Origin of the sequence: Bacillus aquiflavi, from assembly GCF_019915265.1 — a bacterium.
GTDB classification, from domain to species: domain Bacteria; phylum Bacillota; class Bacilli; order Bacillales; family Cytobacillaceae; genus Bacillus_BT; species Bacillus_BT aquiflavi.
The window spans coordinates 2,097,841-2,114,448 of record NZ_CP082780.1 but is presented as its reverse complement, the minus strand read 5'-3'; the positions used below and the strand labels follow the sequence as shown (position 1 = coordinate 2,114,448).

18 protein-coding genes, 3 pseudogenes and 1 riboswitch are annotated in these 16,608 nt (G+C 34.0%); of the genes and pseudogenes, 14 read left to right on the top strand and 7 right to left on the bottom strand.

Going from position 1 to position 16,608, the window contains the following annotated elements; translation table 11 throughout:
- The first annotated feature begins 54 nt into the window (after positions 1-54).
- The gene (locus tag K6959_RS19150; RefSeq protein ID WP_262421766.1) at positions 55-339 is read left to right on the top strand and encodes a M23 family metallopeptidase; all 285 of its coding nucleotides are present in this window, start codon (positions 55-57) and stop codon (positions 337-339) included.
- Positions 340-357: 18 nt separating this feature from the next.
- Positions 358-981 (top strand): annotated as a pseudogene (locus K6959_RS20015) (peptidoglycan DD-metalloendopeptidase family protein); the annotation flags it as partial.
- A gap of 176 nt (positions 982-1,157) precedes the next feature.
- On the opposite strand, the gene serA reads toward K6959_RS20015, so the two are convergent.
- Both serA and K6959_RS10135 read right to left on the bottom strand, forming a co-directional pair.
- Positions 1,158-2,732: a phosphoglycerate dehydrogenase gene (serA, locus tag K6959_RS10140; RefSeq protein ID WP_223086431.1), complete on the bottom strand. Its 1,575-nt coding sequence runs from the start codon at positions 2,730-2,732 to the stop codon at positions 1,158-1,160.
- Positions 2,733-2,977: 245 nt separating this feature from the next.
- Entirely contained in the window at positions 2,978-3,475 is a 498-nt protein-coding gene (locus K6959_RS10135) for an inorganic diphosphatase (RefSeq protein ID WP_223086430.1), read from the bottom strand.
- A gap of 438 nt (positions 3,476-3,913) precedes the next feature.
- Positions 3,914-4,050: riboswitch (FMN riboswitch) on the top strand.
- Positions 4,051-4,206: 156 nt separating this feature from the next.
- Here K6959_RS10135 and K6959_RS10130 point away from each other — a divergent pair.
- From K6959_RS10130 to K6959_RS10110, 5 genes and pseudogenes are all read left to right on the top strand, one after another.
- Positions 4,207-4,779: an ECF transporter S component gene (locus K6959_RS10130; protein WP_163241974.1), complete on the top strand. Its 573-nt coding sequence runs from the start codon at positions 4,207-4,209 to the stop codon at positions 4,777-4,779.
- 565 nt (positions 4,780-5,344) lie between these two features.
- The gene (locus K6959_RS10125; protein WP_218943953.1) at positions 5,345-5,641 is read left to right on the top strand and encodes a DoxX family protein; all 297 of its coding nucleotides are present in this window, start codon (positions 5,345-5,347) and stop codon (positions 5,639-5,641) included.
- A 1,044-nt stretch (positions 5,642-6,685) separates the two neighbouring features.
- Complete coding sequence (locus tag K6959_RS10120) at positions 6,686-6,937, top strand: FeoA family protein (RefSeq protein WP_163241975.1); 252 nt, start codon at positions 6,686-6,688, stop codon at positions 6,935-6,937.
- Positions 6,927-7,661 (top strand): annotated as a pseudogene (locus tag K6959_RS10115) (FeoB small GTPase domain-containing protein). Before K6959_RS10120 ends, K6959_RS10115 begins: the two are co-directional and overlap by 11 nt.
- Positions 7,639-9,036: a nucleoside recognition domain-containing protein gene (locus K6959_RS10110; protein ID WP_223086428.1), complete on the top strand. Its 1,398-nt coding sequence runs from the start codon at positions 7,639-7,641 to the stop codon at positions 9,034-9,036. The pseudogene K6959_RS10115 and the gene K6959_RS10110 overlap by 23 nt, the downstream one beginning before the upstream one ends.
- A 242-nt stretch (positions 9,037-9,278) precedes the next feature.
- Here K6959_RS10110 and K6959_RS10105 read toward each other — a convergent pair whose 3' ends face one another.
- Positions 9,279-9,527 (bottom strand): ferredoxin, encoded by a 249-nt coding sequence (locus K6959_RS10105; RefSeq protein ID WP_163241978.1) that lies wholly within the window; start codon positions 9,525-9,527, stop codon positions 9,279-9,281.
- 314 nt (positions 9,528-9,841) lie between these two features.
- On the opposite strand from K6959_RS10105, the gene K6959_RS10100 reads away from it, so the two are divergent.
- The 7 genes from K6959_RS10100 to K6959_RS10075 all read left to right on the top strand — a co-directional run bounded on the left by K6959_RS10100 (position 9,842) and on the right by K6959_RS10075 (position 14,425).
- Entirely contained in the window at positions 9,842-9,997 is a 156-nt protein-coding gene (locus tag K6959_RS10100) for a hypothetical protein (RefSeq protein ID WP_223086427.1), read from the top strand.
- Between the two features lie 27 nt (positions 9,998-10,024).
- Positions 10,025-10,903 carry a YpbB family protein gene (locus tag K6959_RS10095; protein ID WP_223086425.1) on the top strand — a complete coding sequence of 293 codons (879 nt, stop codon included), beginning with the start codon at positions 10,025-10,027 and terminating at the stop codon, positions 10,901-10,903.
- On the top strand, positions 10,894-11,214 hold the full coding sequence (locus K6959_RS19140) for a DEAD/DEAH box helicase (protein WP_262421765.1): 321 nt from the start codon (positions 10,894-10,896) through the stop codon (positions 11,212-11,214). The genes K6959_RS10095 and K6959_RS19140 overlap by 10 nt, the downstream gene beginning before the upstream one ends.
- Positions 11,171-12,367: a RecQ family ATP-dependent DNA helicase gene (locus K6959_RS10090; protein WP_262421764.1), complete on the top strand. Its 1,197-nt coding sequence runs from the start codon at positions 11,171-11,173 to the stop codon at positions 12,365-12,367. The genes K6959_RS19140 and K6959_RS10090 overlap by 44 nt, the downstream gene beginning before the upstream one ends.
- 83 nt (positions 12,368-12,450) lie before the next feature.
- Complete coding sequence (locus K6959_RS10085) at positions 12,451-13,059, top strand: CPBP family intramembrane glutamic endopeptidase (RefSeq protein ID WP_163241981.1); 609 nt, start codon at positions 12,451-12,453, stop codon at positions 13,057-13,059.
- Positions 13,052-13,789 (top strand): LysM peptidoglycan-binding domain-containing protein, encoded by a 738-nt coding sequence (locus K6959_RS10080; RefSeq protein WP_163241982.1) that lies wholly within the window; start codon positions 13,052-13,054, stop codon positions 13,787-13,789. The genes K6959_RS10085 and K6959_RS10080 overlap by 8 nt, the downstream gene beginning before the upstream one ends.
- A 177-nt stretch (positions 13,790-13,966) precedes the next feature.
- The gene (locus K6959_RS10075; protein ID WP_223086423.1) at positions 13,967-14,425 is read left to right on the top strand and encodes a YpbF family protein; all 459 of its coding nucleotides are present in this window, start codon (positions 13,967-13,969) and stop codon (positions 14,423-14,425) included.
- A 208-nt stretch (positions 14,426-14,633) separates the two neighbouring features.
- Here the strand turns inward: K6959_RS10075 and K6959_RS19620 are convergent.
- From K6959_RS19620 to K6959_RS19135, 4 genes and pseudogenes are all read right to left on the bottom strand, one after another.
- A pseudogene (locus tag K6959_RS19620) lies at positions 14,634-14,714 on the bottom strand (SDR family oxidoreductase); the annotation flags it as partial.
- 189 nt (positions 14,715-14,903) lie between these two features.
- Positions 14,904-15,242: an SDR family oxidoreductase gene (locus tag K6959_RS10070; protein ID WP_223086422.1), complete on the bottom strand. Its 339-nt coding sequence runs from the start codon at positions 15,240-15,242 to the stop codon at positions 14,904-14,906.
- Positions 15,243-15,278: 36 nt separating this feature from the next.
- Positions 15,279-15,752 (bottom strand): GNAT family N-acetyltransferase, encoded by a 474-nt coding sequence (locus K6959_RS10065; protein ID WP_163241984.1) that lies wholly within the window; start codon positions 15,750-15,752, stop codon positions 15,279-15,281.
- Between the two features lie 202 nt (positions 15,753-15,954).
- Positions 15,955-16,161: a hypothetical protein gene (locus tag K6959_RS19135; protein WP_246234690.1), complete on the bottom strand. Its 207-nt coding sequence runs from the start codon at positions 16,159-16,161 to the stop codon at positions 15,955-15,957.
- Positions 16,162-16,608 lie beyond the last annotated feature (447 nt).

Genomic DNA, 16,608 nt, shown 5'->3' with positions numbered 1-16,608 from the left:
TTAAACCATCATATGAATTAAAAAGAGAGTACAAGCTAACTAAGGAGGAAAAAAATGCGGGATTATTTAAAAAGGTTCTTAATTGCAGGAATCGTGGCTTTATGTGTCAGTTTGCTTTTTCTCGGCGGAAAGCACTCTCAAGCAGAAACGATTGAACAAAATGCGAATTGGATTTGGCCTGCAGAAGGGATTATTACAGATATATTTGGTACAAGGAGCGGAACTCATAAAGGGATAGATATTGGCGGTGGGCTTGGATCACCCATTTATGCTGTTGATGATGCAACTGTTAGTAAATCCTATTACTCTGAAAGTTATGGCCATGTTGTTTTTTTATAGCATGATAAAGGGGATTATGAGACGGTTTATGCTCATTTAAATAAACGAAATGTAAATGATGGTCAAAAGATTCATCAAGGTGAAGTAATCGGTGAAATGGGGAATACGGGACATTCTTCTGGGGTACATCTTCATTTTGAAATTCACCAAACGAATTGGACTTATAATAAAGAAAACGCAATTAATCCAGCTGTCATCCTCGGTGGTGTTGAGGTTGGACAGGAAATACAAGTAACAAAGCAAGCTAGTGTTGAAAAAGCAACAACGCAAAGTGATTCTGAACAAATGAATAGACAACAAGAAGTTACAGTAGCAGAAAAAAAAGAAGCTAAACTAACTGAGGAAGAGGCAAATACGGATAAAAATGCTTCCATAGTTACAACTCGATTAAATGAGTTTTATGAGGATAGGAGTTCAACAGAAGAAAAGAGGAAACAAGAAATTGTTGAGATAGAATATGAGGTTGTATTAGGCGATACATTATGGGGGATTGCAAAGCAACATGATGTAACAGTAAGGAGTATCATGGAAAGAAACAAATTGCAAAGTGATCTTCTTATTCCTGGACAAAAATTAACGGTCGTTTTATTAAAGGATCATGTTTATACAATCAATACATCTATTGAAGAGATAACGAAATGAAGCGGGGAGATTCTCCTCAAACGTTAATTGTTCAGGCGAACAATCATTGTACGGAAAAAAGTCGAATGAAATATTGAGGGTATAGAATGCTTCTAACGGGTTTATTCCTCAAATAATAGCCGTCATAAAAAGAAATAAAAGTCCGAAGCTGGGCAAGCTCCGAACTTTTTTAATCATCATAATAAAATAGAATTAATTGAAACGATATCATCTAATTGTAAAAGTGTTTTAATATTCTCTTCTGAAAGAGGTTTATCAAATGATAAGATCATAATTGCTTCTCCGCCTACTTCTTTTCGTCCAACTTGCATTGTTGCAATATTTATACCATGATCGCCAAGTATTCTTCCAACACGGCCAATCACTCCAGGACGGTCCATATGTTGAACGTAAAGTAAATTTCCTTCAGGTAAGAAATCAATATTAAAATCATTTAAAAAGACAATTCTTGGACCATAATGATCAATAAATGTACCGCGAATTGTAAATGAATGTCTTTCGCCTTTACCGGTTACAGTAATGCAGTTGGCGTAACCGTACGTGTTTGTAGAGATTTTTTCTCTTACTGTCAAATGTCTTTCTTTTGCTGCAAGCATTGCATTGACTTCATTTACATGAAGGTCGATTCGATCTTTAAAAAATCCAGAAAGTAATGCTTTTGTTAAGTAATTTGTTTCCAAGTCAGCGACAGTTCCAGAAAAAGTTACATTCAGTTCATTTATTACTTCTTTCATACATTGTGACAAGATGGCTCCCATTTGTTTCGCCAAATGATGAAATGGACGAATTTTTTCGAATACATCTTTGGACATTGAAGGTAAGTTGATTGAATTAGCGACCGGTTTTCCTTCTAAAAATAATCTCACTTCATCAGCAACTTGAGTCGCAACATTTAACTGTGCTTCTTTTGTTGATGCTCCAAGATGAGGTGTAAAAATAACATTATCATATTTCAGTAAAACGTGTTCTCCAGGCGGTTCTGTTTCATACACATCTAAGGCGGCACCAGCAACGTGACCGTTTCCGATATATTTCGCAAGTGCTTCTTCATCAATAATACCGCCGCGTGCACAGTTTAAGAAGTAGACACCTTTTTTTGTTTTGCTGATATTCTCTTCATTAATTAGCCCTTTCGTTTCATTTGTCAATGGGGTATGAACGGTAATAATGTCAGAATTGCCGAGAAGCTCATCTAGTGTATTTGGCTGTATTCCTAATTTTGCCGCTCTTTCTTTTGTAAGGAATGGATCGAAAACACGAACATTCATCCCAAATACCATTGCGCGTTTAGCAAGTTCTGAACCAATTCTCCCTAATCCGATAATCCCAAGTGTTTTACCATATAATTCAGTACCAACAAACGCATTTCTTTTCCACTCAAGGTTTTTAATTGACTGATGCGCTTGTGGGATGTTACGCATTAATGACGCCATCATTGCAAATGTATGCTCTGTAGTTGAGATCGTGTTGCCATCAGGGGCATTAACGACGATAATTCCGTGTTTTGTCGCTGCATTAATATCAATATTATCAACACCAACGCCCGCACGGGCAATAATTTTTAGACTCGGCATTTTTTCAAGTAGCTTCTCATCAACCTTTGTTGCACTTCGAACTAAAAGGGCATCAATCTTATCTAGTGGGACTGTTGGATCATCTGTTTTCTTTTGAATAATGTCTACATTCTCCATTTCTAATAATGGCTGTAAACCAACTTCATTAATTGCATCTGCTACTAAAACATAATACATTAAATTTGCACCTGCCTGTAAGAAGTAATTTTTCTGATTATTTTACAAGACGAATGATTTTATGTCAATTTGAAAAAATGTTCATCTTTTGAATGAAAACGCTTTAAATGCGATAAGGTTCAATAATCTTTACGATAAAAATAAAAAGTATGTTTTTTATAAAAAAAAAAAAACAATCTTTTTAATCTATACATTATAGATCACCTTTTTAAAAAAAGAGGAAAATTTCAAGTGAAAACTTCTCTTTATTTATGCTGCTGATAACGTACTAAGCATTCTTCAATTAAATTTGCGGCTGCTTCGGGACCTTCCCAATCACCAACTTCTGTTTTTTTTCCTTGCAGATCTTTATAATGTTCGAAGAAATAAGATATTTCTTTTAATTTATGCTTTGGAACATCTTCAAGCGTATAAATATCATCAAAACGAGGGTCATTGACAGGAACCCCAATTAACTTTGCGTCTTCCTCGCCACTGTCAATCATATTTAAAAAGCCAATGACGCGAGTGTGAATAATACACCCTGGGAAGGTTGGATTTGTCACGAGAACGAGAATGTCCAGTGGATCACCATCTAAGGCAAGAGTATGCTCTAAGTAGCCGTATTCTGCAGGATAAAACATTGGGGAAAATAATACTCGATCTAATTTAAATATTCCCCGTTCTTTATCGAACTCATACTTATTTTGGCTTCCAGTTGGAATTTCTACAAAAGCTTCCACGATTTTATTATCAAAAGCCATGTTTGCTCCTCCTTTAATGACTAAAACGATGTACAGCTGCCTTTTAATTATAGTGGAACAGTAGGTAAGTCGCAAACAAGTCAGTTGCCGAGCGAATTTTCTTCAATTGAAATGTTACATTATAAATGATAAATATTTTTGTCAGGATAAGTTTAGAACAAAAAAAGAACTAAAAAACGATTCCGATTCTCAAATAATTACTTAATGTTTTTACTAATTTTAACTTTTAATTATATTTTAAATTACTTTTAGTCTCACATCCTTTTTAGTTTGTTGAAAGGGTCCTTCAGCTTATATATTAGGAATAAATTTTTAGATTTATATAAAGTTGCTTCATATGAAAAGCGTTAAAGGATGCTGAGATAAAGGCTTTGCTATTTGTTTTCTGTTTTAGTATAATGAAATTTAAATGATAATAGTTTTATAAAATGATATATGATCTATCTTCGGGGCTGGGTGAAATTCCCGACCGGCGGTGAAAAGTTAATTCTTTAAGCCCGCGAGCTCTTTGTATAAGAGCAGGATTTGGTGGAAATCCAAAGCCGACAGTACAGTCTGGATGGGAGAAGATGGAGGTTCTGCGAACGTTCAAAAATACTTTTAATGAATGTTTATTAAGCGTGCCTTTAAAAATCTCCCTTGAGTTAAGTGACTCAAGGGATTTTTATTTAAAGGAATGCTTTTGCTGAACTTTTCTTCTTACGAGATGGATCTCAAAAGGAGAGAGGAAGATGAAGAAGTTAAGTATTAAGGCGTTTACAGCGGTTGGAATGTTAAGTAGTATTGCTTATGTTTTAATGATATTAAACTTTCCGATTCCACCATTCCCGGTCTTTCTTGAAATTGACTTTAGTGATATACCCGCTTTAATAGCAGCGTTAATTTATGGACCAGCGGCTGGAATATTAGTTGAAATTATTAAAAATATTTTAGATTATTTTATGAAAGGCAGCCCAACTGGAGTTCCAGTAGGCCACATTGCCAACGTTATTGCCGGTATAACATACATTTTACCGACATATTACATTTATCGAAAGTTTAAATCAAAAAAAGGGATGACGATCGGGTTAATGGCGGGAACGATTATAATGGCCATTTTTATGAGTGTATTAAATTATTATGTCATTTTACCAGCTTACACTCTGTTCTTGAATGCACAAGCGATGTCGGCACCTGAAACGCGGCAAATGGTTGTTGGAGCCATTTTACCTTTTAATATCGTAAAAGGCTTTTTTATCACAATTGTATTTATGCTTTTATTTAATAAACTGTCAAACTGGATCAATAAACAAGCTTCTTATTAGAATATTAAAATCATACTAACATAAGTAGTACAGACCTAGACTAAGGTTTGTACTACTATTTTTTTTAGTAAAAAAAATGAAGGAAAGTCGAATGGCCTTGGAACCTTAAAATCCATACAAAAAAAAAGGCTAACTCCACACACTTAATTGAATCAGTCTAGTATGCTTGGTCTAAAGAGATCGTGTATAAGAAAATGGAATCGATAAGACACTGTAAAGACTTCGATGATGGGCTAAAAGGGAGAAGAAATCATGAAAAAGGTTGTATTTTTGGTGTGAGTATGGCAAGCGTAATGACGGTTATAAACAATTTAATAAAAAGGATTTGTGAAGATCTAGAGGCAACTAGTTGCAAATTTTGCAACTTTAATAATGTGTTTATGATGTCTATATTTTAAACTGACATTATTTCAAAGTAAACCTTCCCTTTTTTAAATAAGCGATAAGAAATCCATAGTTTGGTATATTTTTATTCCATTGGATTCATATACTTATTCAAAAGGGGGTAATTACAATCAGTTGGATCCGTTATATTGTTGCCTATGTTTTTATTATTTCAGGGCTGATGAAGTTCATAAGTCCAGAACTGGGGCAAGTTTTTATAAGCCTCCCATTACCAAGCCCGATGAGCACTATGTATGTAATCGCACTCATCGAAATGATTTGCGGCATTTTTATTCTATTTAATAAATGGACAAGAATCGCAACGATTCCATTAATGGTGATTATGTTAGCCGCTTTATTGTTAACTAAGATTCCTACTTTGCATTCCGGTTTCATTCAATTTGCTTTTAATGCCCGTTTAGATATTGCTATGCTCGTATTATTGTTTCTTATTTTTTCACAATCTTCTAGAGGGTGATCTAAAACGTTAAACCTTAAAGACATCCCCATACACAAAGTTGTGTATCACTAGCATTGGATGATTGTGATTAAATTAATTAAATATTAATATTCACCATAATTTTCTTGTTTTAAAAAAAGAGAAACGAGGTTCTTATATGACCTTTTAACCATTTATTTATAATTAAATTCATCTCTACTTAGTTAACATGCTTATTTGGCTTCTTTATCTTTCTTCGAGTTTTTACGATCGCTAATTTCTGACTTTGGAATCTATTATCATTCTTTTGATATCGAAAAGCTTGAAGCTGTTGAGGAGACGTAGTTTATAAAACACCTGTCATCACACAAAATATCTTATTGATCACGAAATGACACCTCTATTACCATACACTAGACCACTTTACAAAATAGCGATTTCTTTCGAATATACGAATATGTTAATAATGAACACTTTAATTGTTACATCTGTCCAGCAGGTAAGATTTTGACGTACTCGACTACGCCGAAAGAAGAACATAGTCAGTATCAATTACCAAAGCAGATTTGCGCCATTTGTCCATTTCTGGAGCTGTGGACACAGAGTATGGATCATCAAAAAGTGGTGACACGTCATATTTGACAAGAGTAAATGGAGGAAAAAGCTCATCTTCATCATCACAAAGATGTAAAACCTATATAATTCGCTGATTCGAAAGAAAAGCATGGTATGCGTAGATCAACGTTAGGGGGACTCAGGCAATCCTTGCTTTCGTTAAATATAAAATTTAAAAACATGGCCAACTAGACTTGGAAAGTTCCATTCATGGTGCAATAAATGAGACTAAGAGGGGCCTAGTTACTTGAAGATAGATCGAAAAATCCAAAAAAGTTGCCAAAAAGAGGTTCGGAATGTACTGTTCCGAACCCTTTTTGTTTACAATTTGTTTTTTTGTGAACTTTTTTAAGAGAAAAAAATATTTTTATTGACATTTTAGAATGAGGGGAATAAGATAAGTATAGATATTTGCCTATGACCAACTTATATGTACTAGCCTAATAAACTTTGGGGGTTGAAAATATAATGACAGAAGCAAACTTGTTTCCTTTATCTGATGCAGAGGTAGGCTCCCGTTTCTTAATAAAAAAAATAGACATAGACGGAATGATGCGAAGACGGCTTCTAGATTTAGGATTTGTTCCTGGGGGAGAAATTATCGTTTTACAAAAAAGTCCGCTTGGAGACCCTGTTGCTTATCGTGTTAGTCAAACAACAATTGCTTTAAGAAAAGAAGAAAGCTCAAAAATTTGGGGGACGATATTATATGGATTTTAAAAGTATTGAATATACACTTGCTTTAGTTGGAAATCCAAATACGGGAAAAAGTACTTTATTTAATGCGTTAACCGGTTTAAAACAGCATACTGGTAATTGGCCGGGGAAAACAGTTCTTCACGCAGTAGGAAACTTTATTTTTAATGAAAAGAATTATAAAGTTATAGATTTACCAGGTACTTATTCTTTATATTCAAATTCTGCTGATGAGGAAGTAGCACGAAATTATATTATTTTTAACAAGCCTGATGTTACGATTGTCGTCGTTGATGCGACTTCACTTGAAAGAAATTTAAACTTAGCGCTTCAAGTATTGGAAATGACAGATAAAGTTGTTATCGCTATTAATTTGATTGACGAAGCAGAGAAAAAAGGCATTTTAATTAATGATAAGAAATTATCAGTTAAGCTAGGGGTTCCAGTTGTTAAAATATCAGCACGAAACAAAGTAGGATTAGACATGCTTTTAACTACTGTTGAACAAGTAATGGATGGAAAAATTACACTTAAACCATATAAAATAAAATAATCTAATAAAATTGAAGAACAGTTGCGCATATTGGAGCCTGAGGTAAGAAAGATTTTTGGTCATCAGTTTCCAGCGAGATGGGTTGCACTTAGATTGTTAGACGGGGATGAAGGGATGATAAAAGAGATGGAAAAATTGCTTAATCGTTCTGTCTTAATAGAAGGTGAGACTTATGAATGCAGCCTCAATTCATAACAAGGCACTTAAGCAGTTGGCGGAAAAAGCAAATGAGCTTTCTTCACACGATACGAGAGATGACATAGTGCAGTCAATTTTTAAGACGACAAAGGAAATTTGTCGAGAGACTGTTGAATTTAAGAAAACAAAACAGCAGTCTCAAACTGAAAAGTTAGATAAAGTGTTTACTTCCCCGATTTTTGGTTTTCCGATTATGCTTTTAATGTTAGGGATCGTTTTTTATATTACAATTGCAGGGGCAAACGTCCCATCTGAAATGCTTGCTAGTTTTTTTGGATGGTTAGAACGGTATATTACGAGGTTTTTCCAATTTATTCATGCTCCAGATTGGTTATATGGGGTAGTTGTTCTTGGATTGTATAGAGGTACATCTTGGGTAGTTAGTGTTATGCTTCCTCCAATGGCAATATTTTTCCCAATTTTCGCACTCTTAGAAAATTACGGATATTTACCCCGTGTAGCATTCAATATGGATCGGATGTTTAAAAAAGCTGGTGCTCACGGAAAACAATCATTAACTATGGCGATGGGGTTTGGCTGTAATGCAGCAGCAGTCATTTCAACTAGAATTATCGAATCTCCCCGAGAAAGAATGATTGCTATTTTAACAAATAATTTTGTACCATGTAATGGCCGTTGGCCGGTATTAATCATTCTTTCATCATTATTTATGGCAGTAGGCTACAGCGGAGGCGCAAAAACACTCGTTACCGCACTTGTCGTTGTTGGAATTGTTTTATTTGGGGTATTTGTAACACTTTTTGTTTCGTGGTTATTATCAAAAACATTATTGAAAGGAATTCCAACTCACTATACACTTGAGCTTCCGCCTTATCGCAGACCAAAATTTATGAATACGATTGTACGAGCTTCGATTGATAAGTCATGGAATGTGTTAAAAAGAGCAGTTGTTGTTGCCGCACCAGCTGGAGTATTGACTTGGATTTTGGCAAACATTTACATTGGTGACACGAGTATATTTATGCATGCAGTTCAGTTTTTGGATCCATTTGCAACACTTCTCGGTTTAGACGGATATATTTTGCTTGCATTTATTCTTGGACTTCCTGCTAATGAGATTGTATTACCGATTTTATTTATGGGGTACTTATCTACAGGAGCAATGATTGAGGTAGAAGATTTGGCTTCACTACAGCAAATGTTTTTAGATCAAGGCTGGACTTGGTTGACCGCTTTAAATATGATGCTATTTTCATTGTTGCATTATCCTTGCGGAACGACATTGGTTAATATTTATAAAGAAACGAAAAGTAAGAAGTGGACTTTTTTTGCTTTTGCAATTCCAACAGTCATCGCAATCGTTATTACATTCATCACTGCACAGCTTGTAAGACTGTTTGGATTAGTGTAGCTTCATTTTTAAAATGTAAATCCCGCTCACATATGTGCGGGATTTCAGATTGTTGACAAACCGCTTGCATTCTTCGTTACTTGCACTTTGTTGTAAGCTCATGAATGAGATGTTCTATTCGCTTTCACCTCGTGCTTTGACTGTTAAGCATTTAACTTTGAGATTGTTTGTCTGAAGAATAATGATTTTGGTTAAAAATTGAATCAGCGGGAGAACGATCTCCCACTGATTCATGTTTATCTTTATTCAAACTTTGTTGCGTCACCATCAAATGCTTCATCAGCAACTTTTATGGAATCAGTCGGACAGCCTTCAAAAGCATCCATCATGTCATCGATAAGAACGTCAGGGATTTCCACAATACCTTGGTTATCATCAAGTGTTACAAAAGCGATGCCCTCATCATCGTAATCATAAATGTCCGGTGCAGCTGCTCCGCAAGCACCGCAAGCGATGCAAGTCTCTTTGTCAACAATTGTATACTTTGCCATTAAAAAAACCTCCCAATGAAATAAACAATGATATTTATTTTTTTCCATTAAATGAATGGAAACGGATTCCTCATTCCCTATTTTAAAACTGATTGAAAAACTTTTCAATAGAAAACGCAATGAGAATACTTTTCATATAAGTATTTCTAAGAGTTAGTCTATATTTAAGCAAAAAAAAGATAATTGTTACTTTTTTCATGATAAAATAGATTCGAATTAAAAAATGAATTTGCTAAACCAATATTTTTTTAAAATATTATTTTTTAAAGAAATATAATAAATTCTTCATGTCATTAAATATTGGGTGAATAACGATGACTATTAGCTATTTACAAACGGTAATTTTATATTGCTTATATAAATTAAAGGGTGAAAGAACGATATCTTCCATCTATCACCTGCTTACAGGAAAGAAGTCTTCGCAAACAATTCAAGATGCTCATCTATATCAATTAACATTTTTATTTTAGACGATTCCTTCATTAGACAGAACTGTTTTGGAACACGCTGTTGAGTTATTTAAGGATAAAAAATGGATTGATGCTTATTCGACTGAATCATATGCACTCACGAATAAAGGGGAAGAAATACTACTTTCTTCTTTAAAGAAGCAACCGTTTCCAAAATATTTAAATGGGTGGCGTTACCATCATATGACAGATCGGTTTTGGAAAAGGCTATCTTTACTTATTCAAGTTTGTTCTTATCTTATTAAAAAAGAAAACCGTTATGTTCCAATCCAAAAATGCAGCCAAACAAGACAATGGATTAAAAACTTTTTACAAACAGTTCCTTGTGATCGAAACATGCTAGCGGAAAAATTATATGTTGAGTTAACAGATAGTATGGAAAATAAAATCGATCTTGATCCACGAACGTTTGTTTTAAGACTGACCGGCTATAAAAAAAAAAATGGCCTAACACCAGAGCAAGCAGCGAAAAAGCTTCAAATGGATATAACTTTGTTCCACTTTCATTTTTTAAATATTCTTCACTATCTTATTGCAGAAAGTACAATTCATAAGGATAGACTTATTATTTTACATACACTGAATGGAAAAATAATGATGCCGTTTACAAACTCTACTCGAAAGACGTACGAGTTCTTAAAAGAAGGTTATTCGATCGATGAAATAATGCACGTTCGTCACTTGAAAAAAGGGACAATTGAGGATCATCTTGTTGAAATAGCATTAAATGACCACCAATTTAATATTTTACCATTTGTAGATGAACGGAAGCAGGAGCAAATTTTACATGTTGCAAATAAAGAGAGAACAAAGCAATTAAAATACATTAAAGAGCAAGTCGACAATGCAAGCTATTTTGAAATTAGGTTAGTATTAGCAAAATTAGGTGATGAACAATGGAGCTAGAGACAGTCTTAAAAAAATATTTTCAATATCAGTCGTTTCGAGATGGTCAGAAAGAAGTGATTGAATCGATTTTAGCTAAAAAAGATACATTAGCGATGCTTCCTACCGGTACGGGAAAGTCTCTTTGTTTTCAACTGCCTGGTTATATACTAGAAGGTCAAGTAGTGATTGTGTCGCCGCTTTTATCTTTAATGCAGGATCAAGTTGAACAAATGATGATGAGAGGCGAAAAACGAGTAGTTGCGATTAATTCTTTTTTAAGTAAAAGTGAAAAAAAAAAAACAAGTATTTTCGAACATTCATCGTTATAAGTTTATATATATTTCTCCTGAAATGTTAAATGTCCCATCAGTTCTTTATCAATTGAAAAATTTGCAAATCTCACTTTTTGTTATTGATGAAGCTCACTGTATTTCTCAATGGGGTTATGATTTTCGACCAGATTACTTAGCGTTGGGACGATTACGCAATATATTAGGTGATCCGACAACATTAGCCTTGACTGCAACGGCGACTCAAGATGTTAGAGAGGATATAAAGCATTTGCTTCAGCTAACTAATGCTTTTGAATATATTTCAACTGTTGATCGACCTAATATTGCTTTTTCTGTCGTGCATTTACAAGACTATCATCATAAACTTGCAAGGGTTTATGAACTTGTTCTACGCTTTTCTCCGCCAGGGATTATTTATTTTTCAAGTAAAAAAGTTGCTGAACATGTAGCATCCTTTCTTCAGGAAAAAGGAATTGAAGGGGTAATGGCTTACCATGGAGGAATGGAAAATGAACAACGTATTCTTATCCAACAGCAATTTTTAAACGGGCAATTAAATATTATTTGTGCAACAAGTGCCTTTGGAATGGGAGTAAATAAAGAAAATGTACGTTTTGTTATCCATTTCCATACTCCTTTGCAGCTAGAATCTTATTTACAGGAGATCGGAAGGGCTGGAAGAGACGGGGAACAAAGTATCGCCGTTCTTTTATATGCTCCGGGGGATGAACAGCTCCAACACCAATTGATTGATAGTGAACTTCCAGCTGAGGAGCAAATCAACACTCTTTTTTTTCATTTGAAGGAAGGAAAGGGGATCAATCAAATTGATAGTTTACAAAACTTATGCGGATTTTCTGATGTACAATGGCGAATTTTACGCTCTTTTTTAAAAAGTAATGATGATTTTTTGGACATTTTTATGAAAATAAAGGAATATGTAAGCAAACGGCGAATATTTAAAAAAAAAAAAATTGACGAAATAGGTAAATGGGTGCATACAAGATATTGTCGTCGTGAAAAAATCTTGAATTATTTTGGGGAAACAAGGAGAATAGAGATAAAGAATTGTTGCGACAAATGCGGGTTGACAAATGAAGCCTATAAGAAAAGGTCACAACAATTAAATCAATCTAAACAACAAATCGAGATTGATTGGAAAAAGGAATTAACAGATTTATTGCTTTAATATGATTAATAGAAGTTTCACTTTTTAGCATTGTTTTATTATGATGAAAAATTAGGAGATAGAGCAGTGAGTGAACAAAAGAAATGAAAAAACGACAACTAGATTTGATTAAACAGCTTTCTGAAAAAGAGCTATTATTCCATTTATATGCTACCCAAATCTTACTCTTAGCTGTGTCTTTCTTTTTATGTATGATCTTGTTTGGAAATTTTTCAGCATTTTTCAGCATTTTTGTTTGGGATGATCCGCAAATATTGTATATTGGTGGCGGCGCTGGACTGGCTGTTGTCATAATAGATATTGTATTAATGAGGTTGCTCCCCTCTGATTATTATGATGATGGCGGATTAAATAAGAAAGTTTTTCAAAATAGAGCGACAATTCATATTGCCTTTATCGCAGTAATCGTTGCATTTAGTGAAGAAATTTTATTTCGCGGTATGATTCAAACTCATTTTGGATTAGTTGCAGCAAGCCTTATTTTCGCAGGTGTTCATTTTCGCTATTTATTTAATTGGTTTTTATTTGTAAACATTACTGTATTGAGCTTTTTCATCGGATTAATTTACGAGTGGACTGAAAATTTGCTCGTAACGATTTTTATGCACTTTATAATTGATTTTTTACTTGGTTTACTTATTAAAATTAAATCAGAAAAGAAACAGGTTATAGGAAGGGATGTCAATGAATAAAGAAAGTCCTAATAAAAACGATCAAGCACAGCTAATAGAGGACGATGCTCACGAAGAAAAATCATCATTACCATCTAGAAGTGAACTGCACAATCAAAAAAGACAAAAAAGTAATTGGAAGATAAAATATCCCGTGATCAAGTTGTTAGCCCTCTTTTTTGTTTTATTGCCGATTGTTATTTACAGTGTTTACTCTTATAACGGAAATCAAAAACATGATAAAGCTCAACAAGCTAGCACCGAAAGTAATGGATTTGAAACAGTTGACATAGCTGATAAAAATAAAAAAACTTCATATGTAGTCCGGGAAGACGATGATAAAGAAGGTAAGGAAGAAAAAGAGGACAAAGAAAGTAAAGCACAGCAAGATGCAGAAAATGTAAATAATAGTGATATTCAAAAGATAGACAGTGAAGAGCATCCTCCATCATCAAACCAAACAGAAGAAAATACTCAACAAGATCAGACTTCTTCTTCATCTAAAGAAGAAGAAGAGCAACCTAAAGAAGAAGAAACAAAAGCACCAGAACCTCAAGAAGAAGAAAAGACGCCAGAACCACAAGAAGAAAAGAAAGAGATGATCTATCATACGGTACAGCCGAATGAAACTTTATTTAGAATCTCAATGAATTATTATCAATCTCAAGCTGGAATGGATATTATAAGAAAAGCAAATGGAATCCAAGGAAATAATATTAAGGTTGGACAAGTATTGAAAATTCCAAAATAGGTATAAAACAAACCCTAGTTGTTCATTTAAAATGGGGTACAAAGTAGATAAAAGGCGCAAGAGCGCCTTTTGTTGTTCTTGGAAGATAATTCACTCTAGTTGAATGAGTATTGTCTCTTTGTAAACATATTTTTGCATTCCAAGCTCATACAATTGAGTGAAAGGTGTGATAAGAATATGGAATTACCGATTAAAGAACTTGATGATCGAACAGATCAAGCGACAAAAGAAATACTTCAACAGGTTGTTGAAAAAAAGCAAAAATTTGATCTTTATAAGCGAAATCATCTCATTATTTTATGGATCACACTGTTAATTTCCTTCTTTTTCCTTGCTTATTTATATTATACAATTATTAAACCGTATTCTTATTCTTTTGCGGCAATGTTTTCATCATTTGTCAATCATACAATGAACTTATACTTTCTTGTTATAGCGGTTGGAAGTTATGGATTAATGAATCTTCTGCGTGATAAAAAAGAGAAGGCAGAAACAGAGTATCATGAGTTAAGATGTGAAATTATAGATAAAAGTAAAGATCTGTGGAAAAAGGATGATGCGTGGGGGAATCGCCACTTCGTATTTGAGATGATGAAAAAGTATTATGGGATTAATTTATACCATGAGAGTAAATAACGATTCTTTTCAAAAATAGCGAAGATTGCCTAGAAACGGGGTGTCCAATAAGCCGATTTTCGGTTATTGGATAATCCTTTTTTATAGAATGTTCATATATCAACGTTTTTAATTTATAATTATATAAATTCCAACGATTATTGTTGATTTTTAATTACAACTTCAGTCACGGTTAATGATTTTCTTGGTTTAATATGACCGCAATCCATCAAGATTGTTCTTCTGAAAATACACCATTCCAAAACTCTGTTTTCATACCACTCATATATACCGCAAATATATTAATAAGTGATTCTTTTAATTCTAGTGCTAGACTCTCTGTAAATCCTCTTACACAAAATTTGCTTGCTTAATAAACGGATTCGGTTATTTTTTCCTCTTTACCAGGTGTTGAAATAATATTTACAATTGTTCCTTTATGATATTTCTTCATTCCTTTTAATATTAATACTTCTTGGGTACAAAAAATGGTTCCTTTTCAATTAATATCAATCATTTTGGGAATTGAATCTTCGCTTAAGTTCTCGGCATAATCAAAAAAGCCAACACTAGCGTTATTAATTAGTAATTCGATTGATCCAACATTATTTTGTAAAGATTGAATTATTTGAGTGACCTTTTGTTTAGGAAAAACATCAGAAAAGGTTTCGACAATGCCAAGAGGGATCGTGTACAGCCCGTTATCAACGCCATTTCGCTTCTTATGCTCACTCGGGAAAACCGCCTTCGCTCCACAGTATTGACAAACACCACGTCCACCCTTTTTCCTCTCATGCCCGTCAAAGCCAAAAGAATAGGGTGGCGATTTATTACACAATCGCGCTCGTTAGTTGAATAAGTTGCACCAGTACAATTAGTAACTTAAATTCTTTTCAAAACTAAAGAACACTTTACCTTCGTGAGTTCTCTCATCAAATTTAATAAACCCAAGAGAAGCCCAGAAATTTAATGCTTTTTTATTTGTAGAATGAACCGCAATTTGAATATAACTTTCTTGTTGGTTTTTCATTAATTCTTCATAAGCCATATATATTTTTTCAGCATATCCCAAACCTTGATATTTTTGGTGTACGACAAGTAAACTCAACCAAGGTTTTTGAAAACGGGGGCTTGACATTCCGTAATCTAAAACTGCTATGTAATTTTCATCTTTTTTTATTAAATATCTCTCCACCTGTAGTTCATCAGCTTCTTTGAATGTTTCTAGAATATGTTCATTGCTAAGAAATTGTTTATTATATGCGATTAAGTTATAATCCATATTTGAATTCATGATTTCTTTTTCAATGTCTATCAATTTGGTATCGTTTTTCATCAAGGGAAACATACATATTACTCCTATGCTATTTTTAATTTACTCAACAATCTGGCCCGTTTGTGGAACTACCCTTTGATAAGATAGTTCGCACGCTTCCAATTCCAATAAGCTATAATGCTGTTAGCGTCTTGAGACGATTCTATTACTTCCTCGTCAACGTGAATAAATCGCCGTTCTCGATATTATCCAAAATTAATTTTTTATGAATTTCTTACAGTAATCTGCTGTAGGAAATGAACTGTTTCCGGTACAGCCCTTCTTCCAGATCAGCCACACGCTTTAGGTTTTTTCCTTGGTCATCTGTCCGAAAATCGGTATCTTTGACGGGATATTTTACTGTTTCAGCCACCTCTGTTTCAATGTCCGTTTTGCGCTTGCACAATATGAACATGAGCAACAGGTCATAATCTAGCTTCATGGCTTTTAGCCAAAAGTTTATCCATTGTTTTTGGTTGATTAATTTTTAGCATTGACAAACCCGCACAAATCGCGTGTATATGCTGATTGTACGAATTGTCGACCTTGTCCACCGTTATTTCGGTTGCACGCATAAAGCCAATCAGATTTTTAGCAATTTTTTTGTACTGCACATACGGAGGAATCTAAAGTTTTGGTGTTTGCTCAAGCCTTGCTTGAGTCCGTCCAAGTAAACAAATATGATAGCCTAAGTTGGAATATTTTTTAGCAAGCGCAGCGCCTATTATAGCCACGATATTTTTGTTCACCCCATCTCCCTTTCCTGCGGTTAATTTTATCACAATCTTTTATGATCCAAAATAATATTCCAATTGATATTCCCTAGCTATTGGCTACGCTAAATAGCGTATTACATTATCGTACTGGCAATCAAGTAGTTGTTTGCGCT

Bases quoted from the DNA above. Each gene is read 5' to 3' on its own strand.
- K6959_RS19150 (WP_262421766.1), top strand. From the start codon at position 55: ATGCGGGATTATTTAAAAAGGTTCTTAATTGCAGGAATCGTGGCTTTA.
- serA (WP_223086431.1), bottom strand. From the start codon at position 2,732: ATGTATTATGTTTTAGTAGCAGATGCAATTAATGAAGTTGGTTTACAG.
- K6959_RS10135 (WP_223086430.1), bottom strand. From the start codon at position 3,475: ATGGCTTTTGATAATAAAATCGTGGAAGCTTTTGTAGAAATTCCAACT.
- K6959_RS10130 (WP_163241974.1), top strand. From the start codon at position 4,207: ATGAAGAAGTTAAGTATTAAGGCGTTTACAGCGGTTGGAATGTTAAGT.
- K6959_RS10125 (WP_218943953.1), top strand. From the start codon at position 5,345: ATGAAGTTCATAAGTCCAGAACTGGGGCAAGTTTTTATAAGCCTCCCA.
- K6959_RS10120 (WP_163241975.1), top strand. From the start codon at position 6,686: ATGACAGAAGCAAACTTGTTTCCTTTATCTGATGCAGAGGTAGGCTCC.
- K6959_RS10110 (WP_223086428.1), top strand. From the start codon at position 7,639: ATGAATGCAGCCTCAATTCATAACAAGGCACTTAAGCAGTTGGCGGAA.
- K6959_RS10105 (WP_163241978.1), bottom strand. From the start codon at position 9,527: ATGGCAAAGTATACAATTGTTGACAAAGAGACTTGCATCGCTTGCGGT.
- K6959_RS10100 (WP_223086427.1), top strand. From the start codon at position 9,842: ATGACTATTAGCTATTTACAAACGGTAATTTTATATTGCTTATATAAA.
- K6959_RS19140 (WP_262421765.1), top strand. From the start codon at position 10,894: ATGGAGCTAGAGACAGTCTTAAAAAAATATTTTCAATATCAGTCGTTT.
- K6959_RS10085 (WP_163241981.1), top strand. From the start codon at position 12,451: ATGAAAAAACGACAACTAGATTTGATTAAACAGCTTTCTGAAAAAGAG.
- K6959_RS10080 (WP_163241982.1), top strand. From the start codon at position 13,052: ATGAATAAAGAAAGTCCTAATAAAAACGATCAAGCACAGCTAATAGAG.
- K6959_RS10075 (WP_223086423.1), top strand. From the start codon at position 13,967: ATGGAATTACCGATTAAAGAACTTGATGATCGAACAGATCAAGCGACA.
- K6959_RS10065 (WP_163241984.1), bottom strand. From the start codon at position 15,752: ATGTTTCCCTTGATGAAAAACGATACCAAATTGATAGACATTGAAAAA.
- K6959_RS19135 (WP_246234690.1), bottom strand. From the start codon at position 16,161: ATGAAGCTAGATTATGACCTGTTGCTCATGTTCATATTGTGCAAGCGC.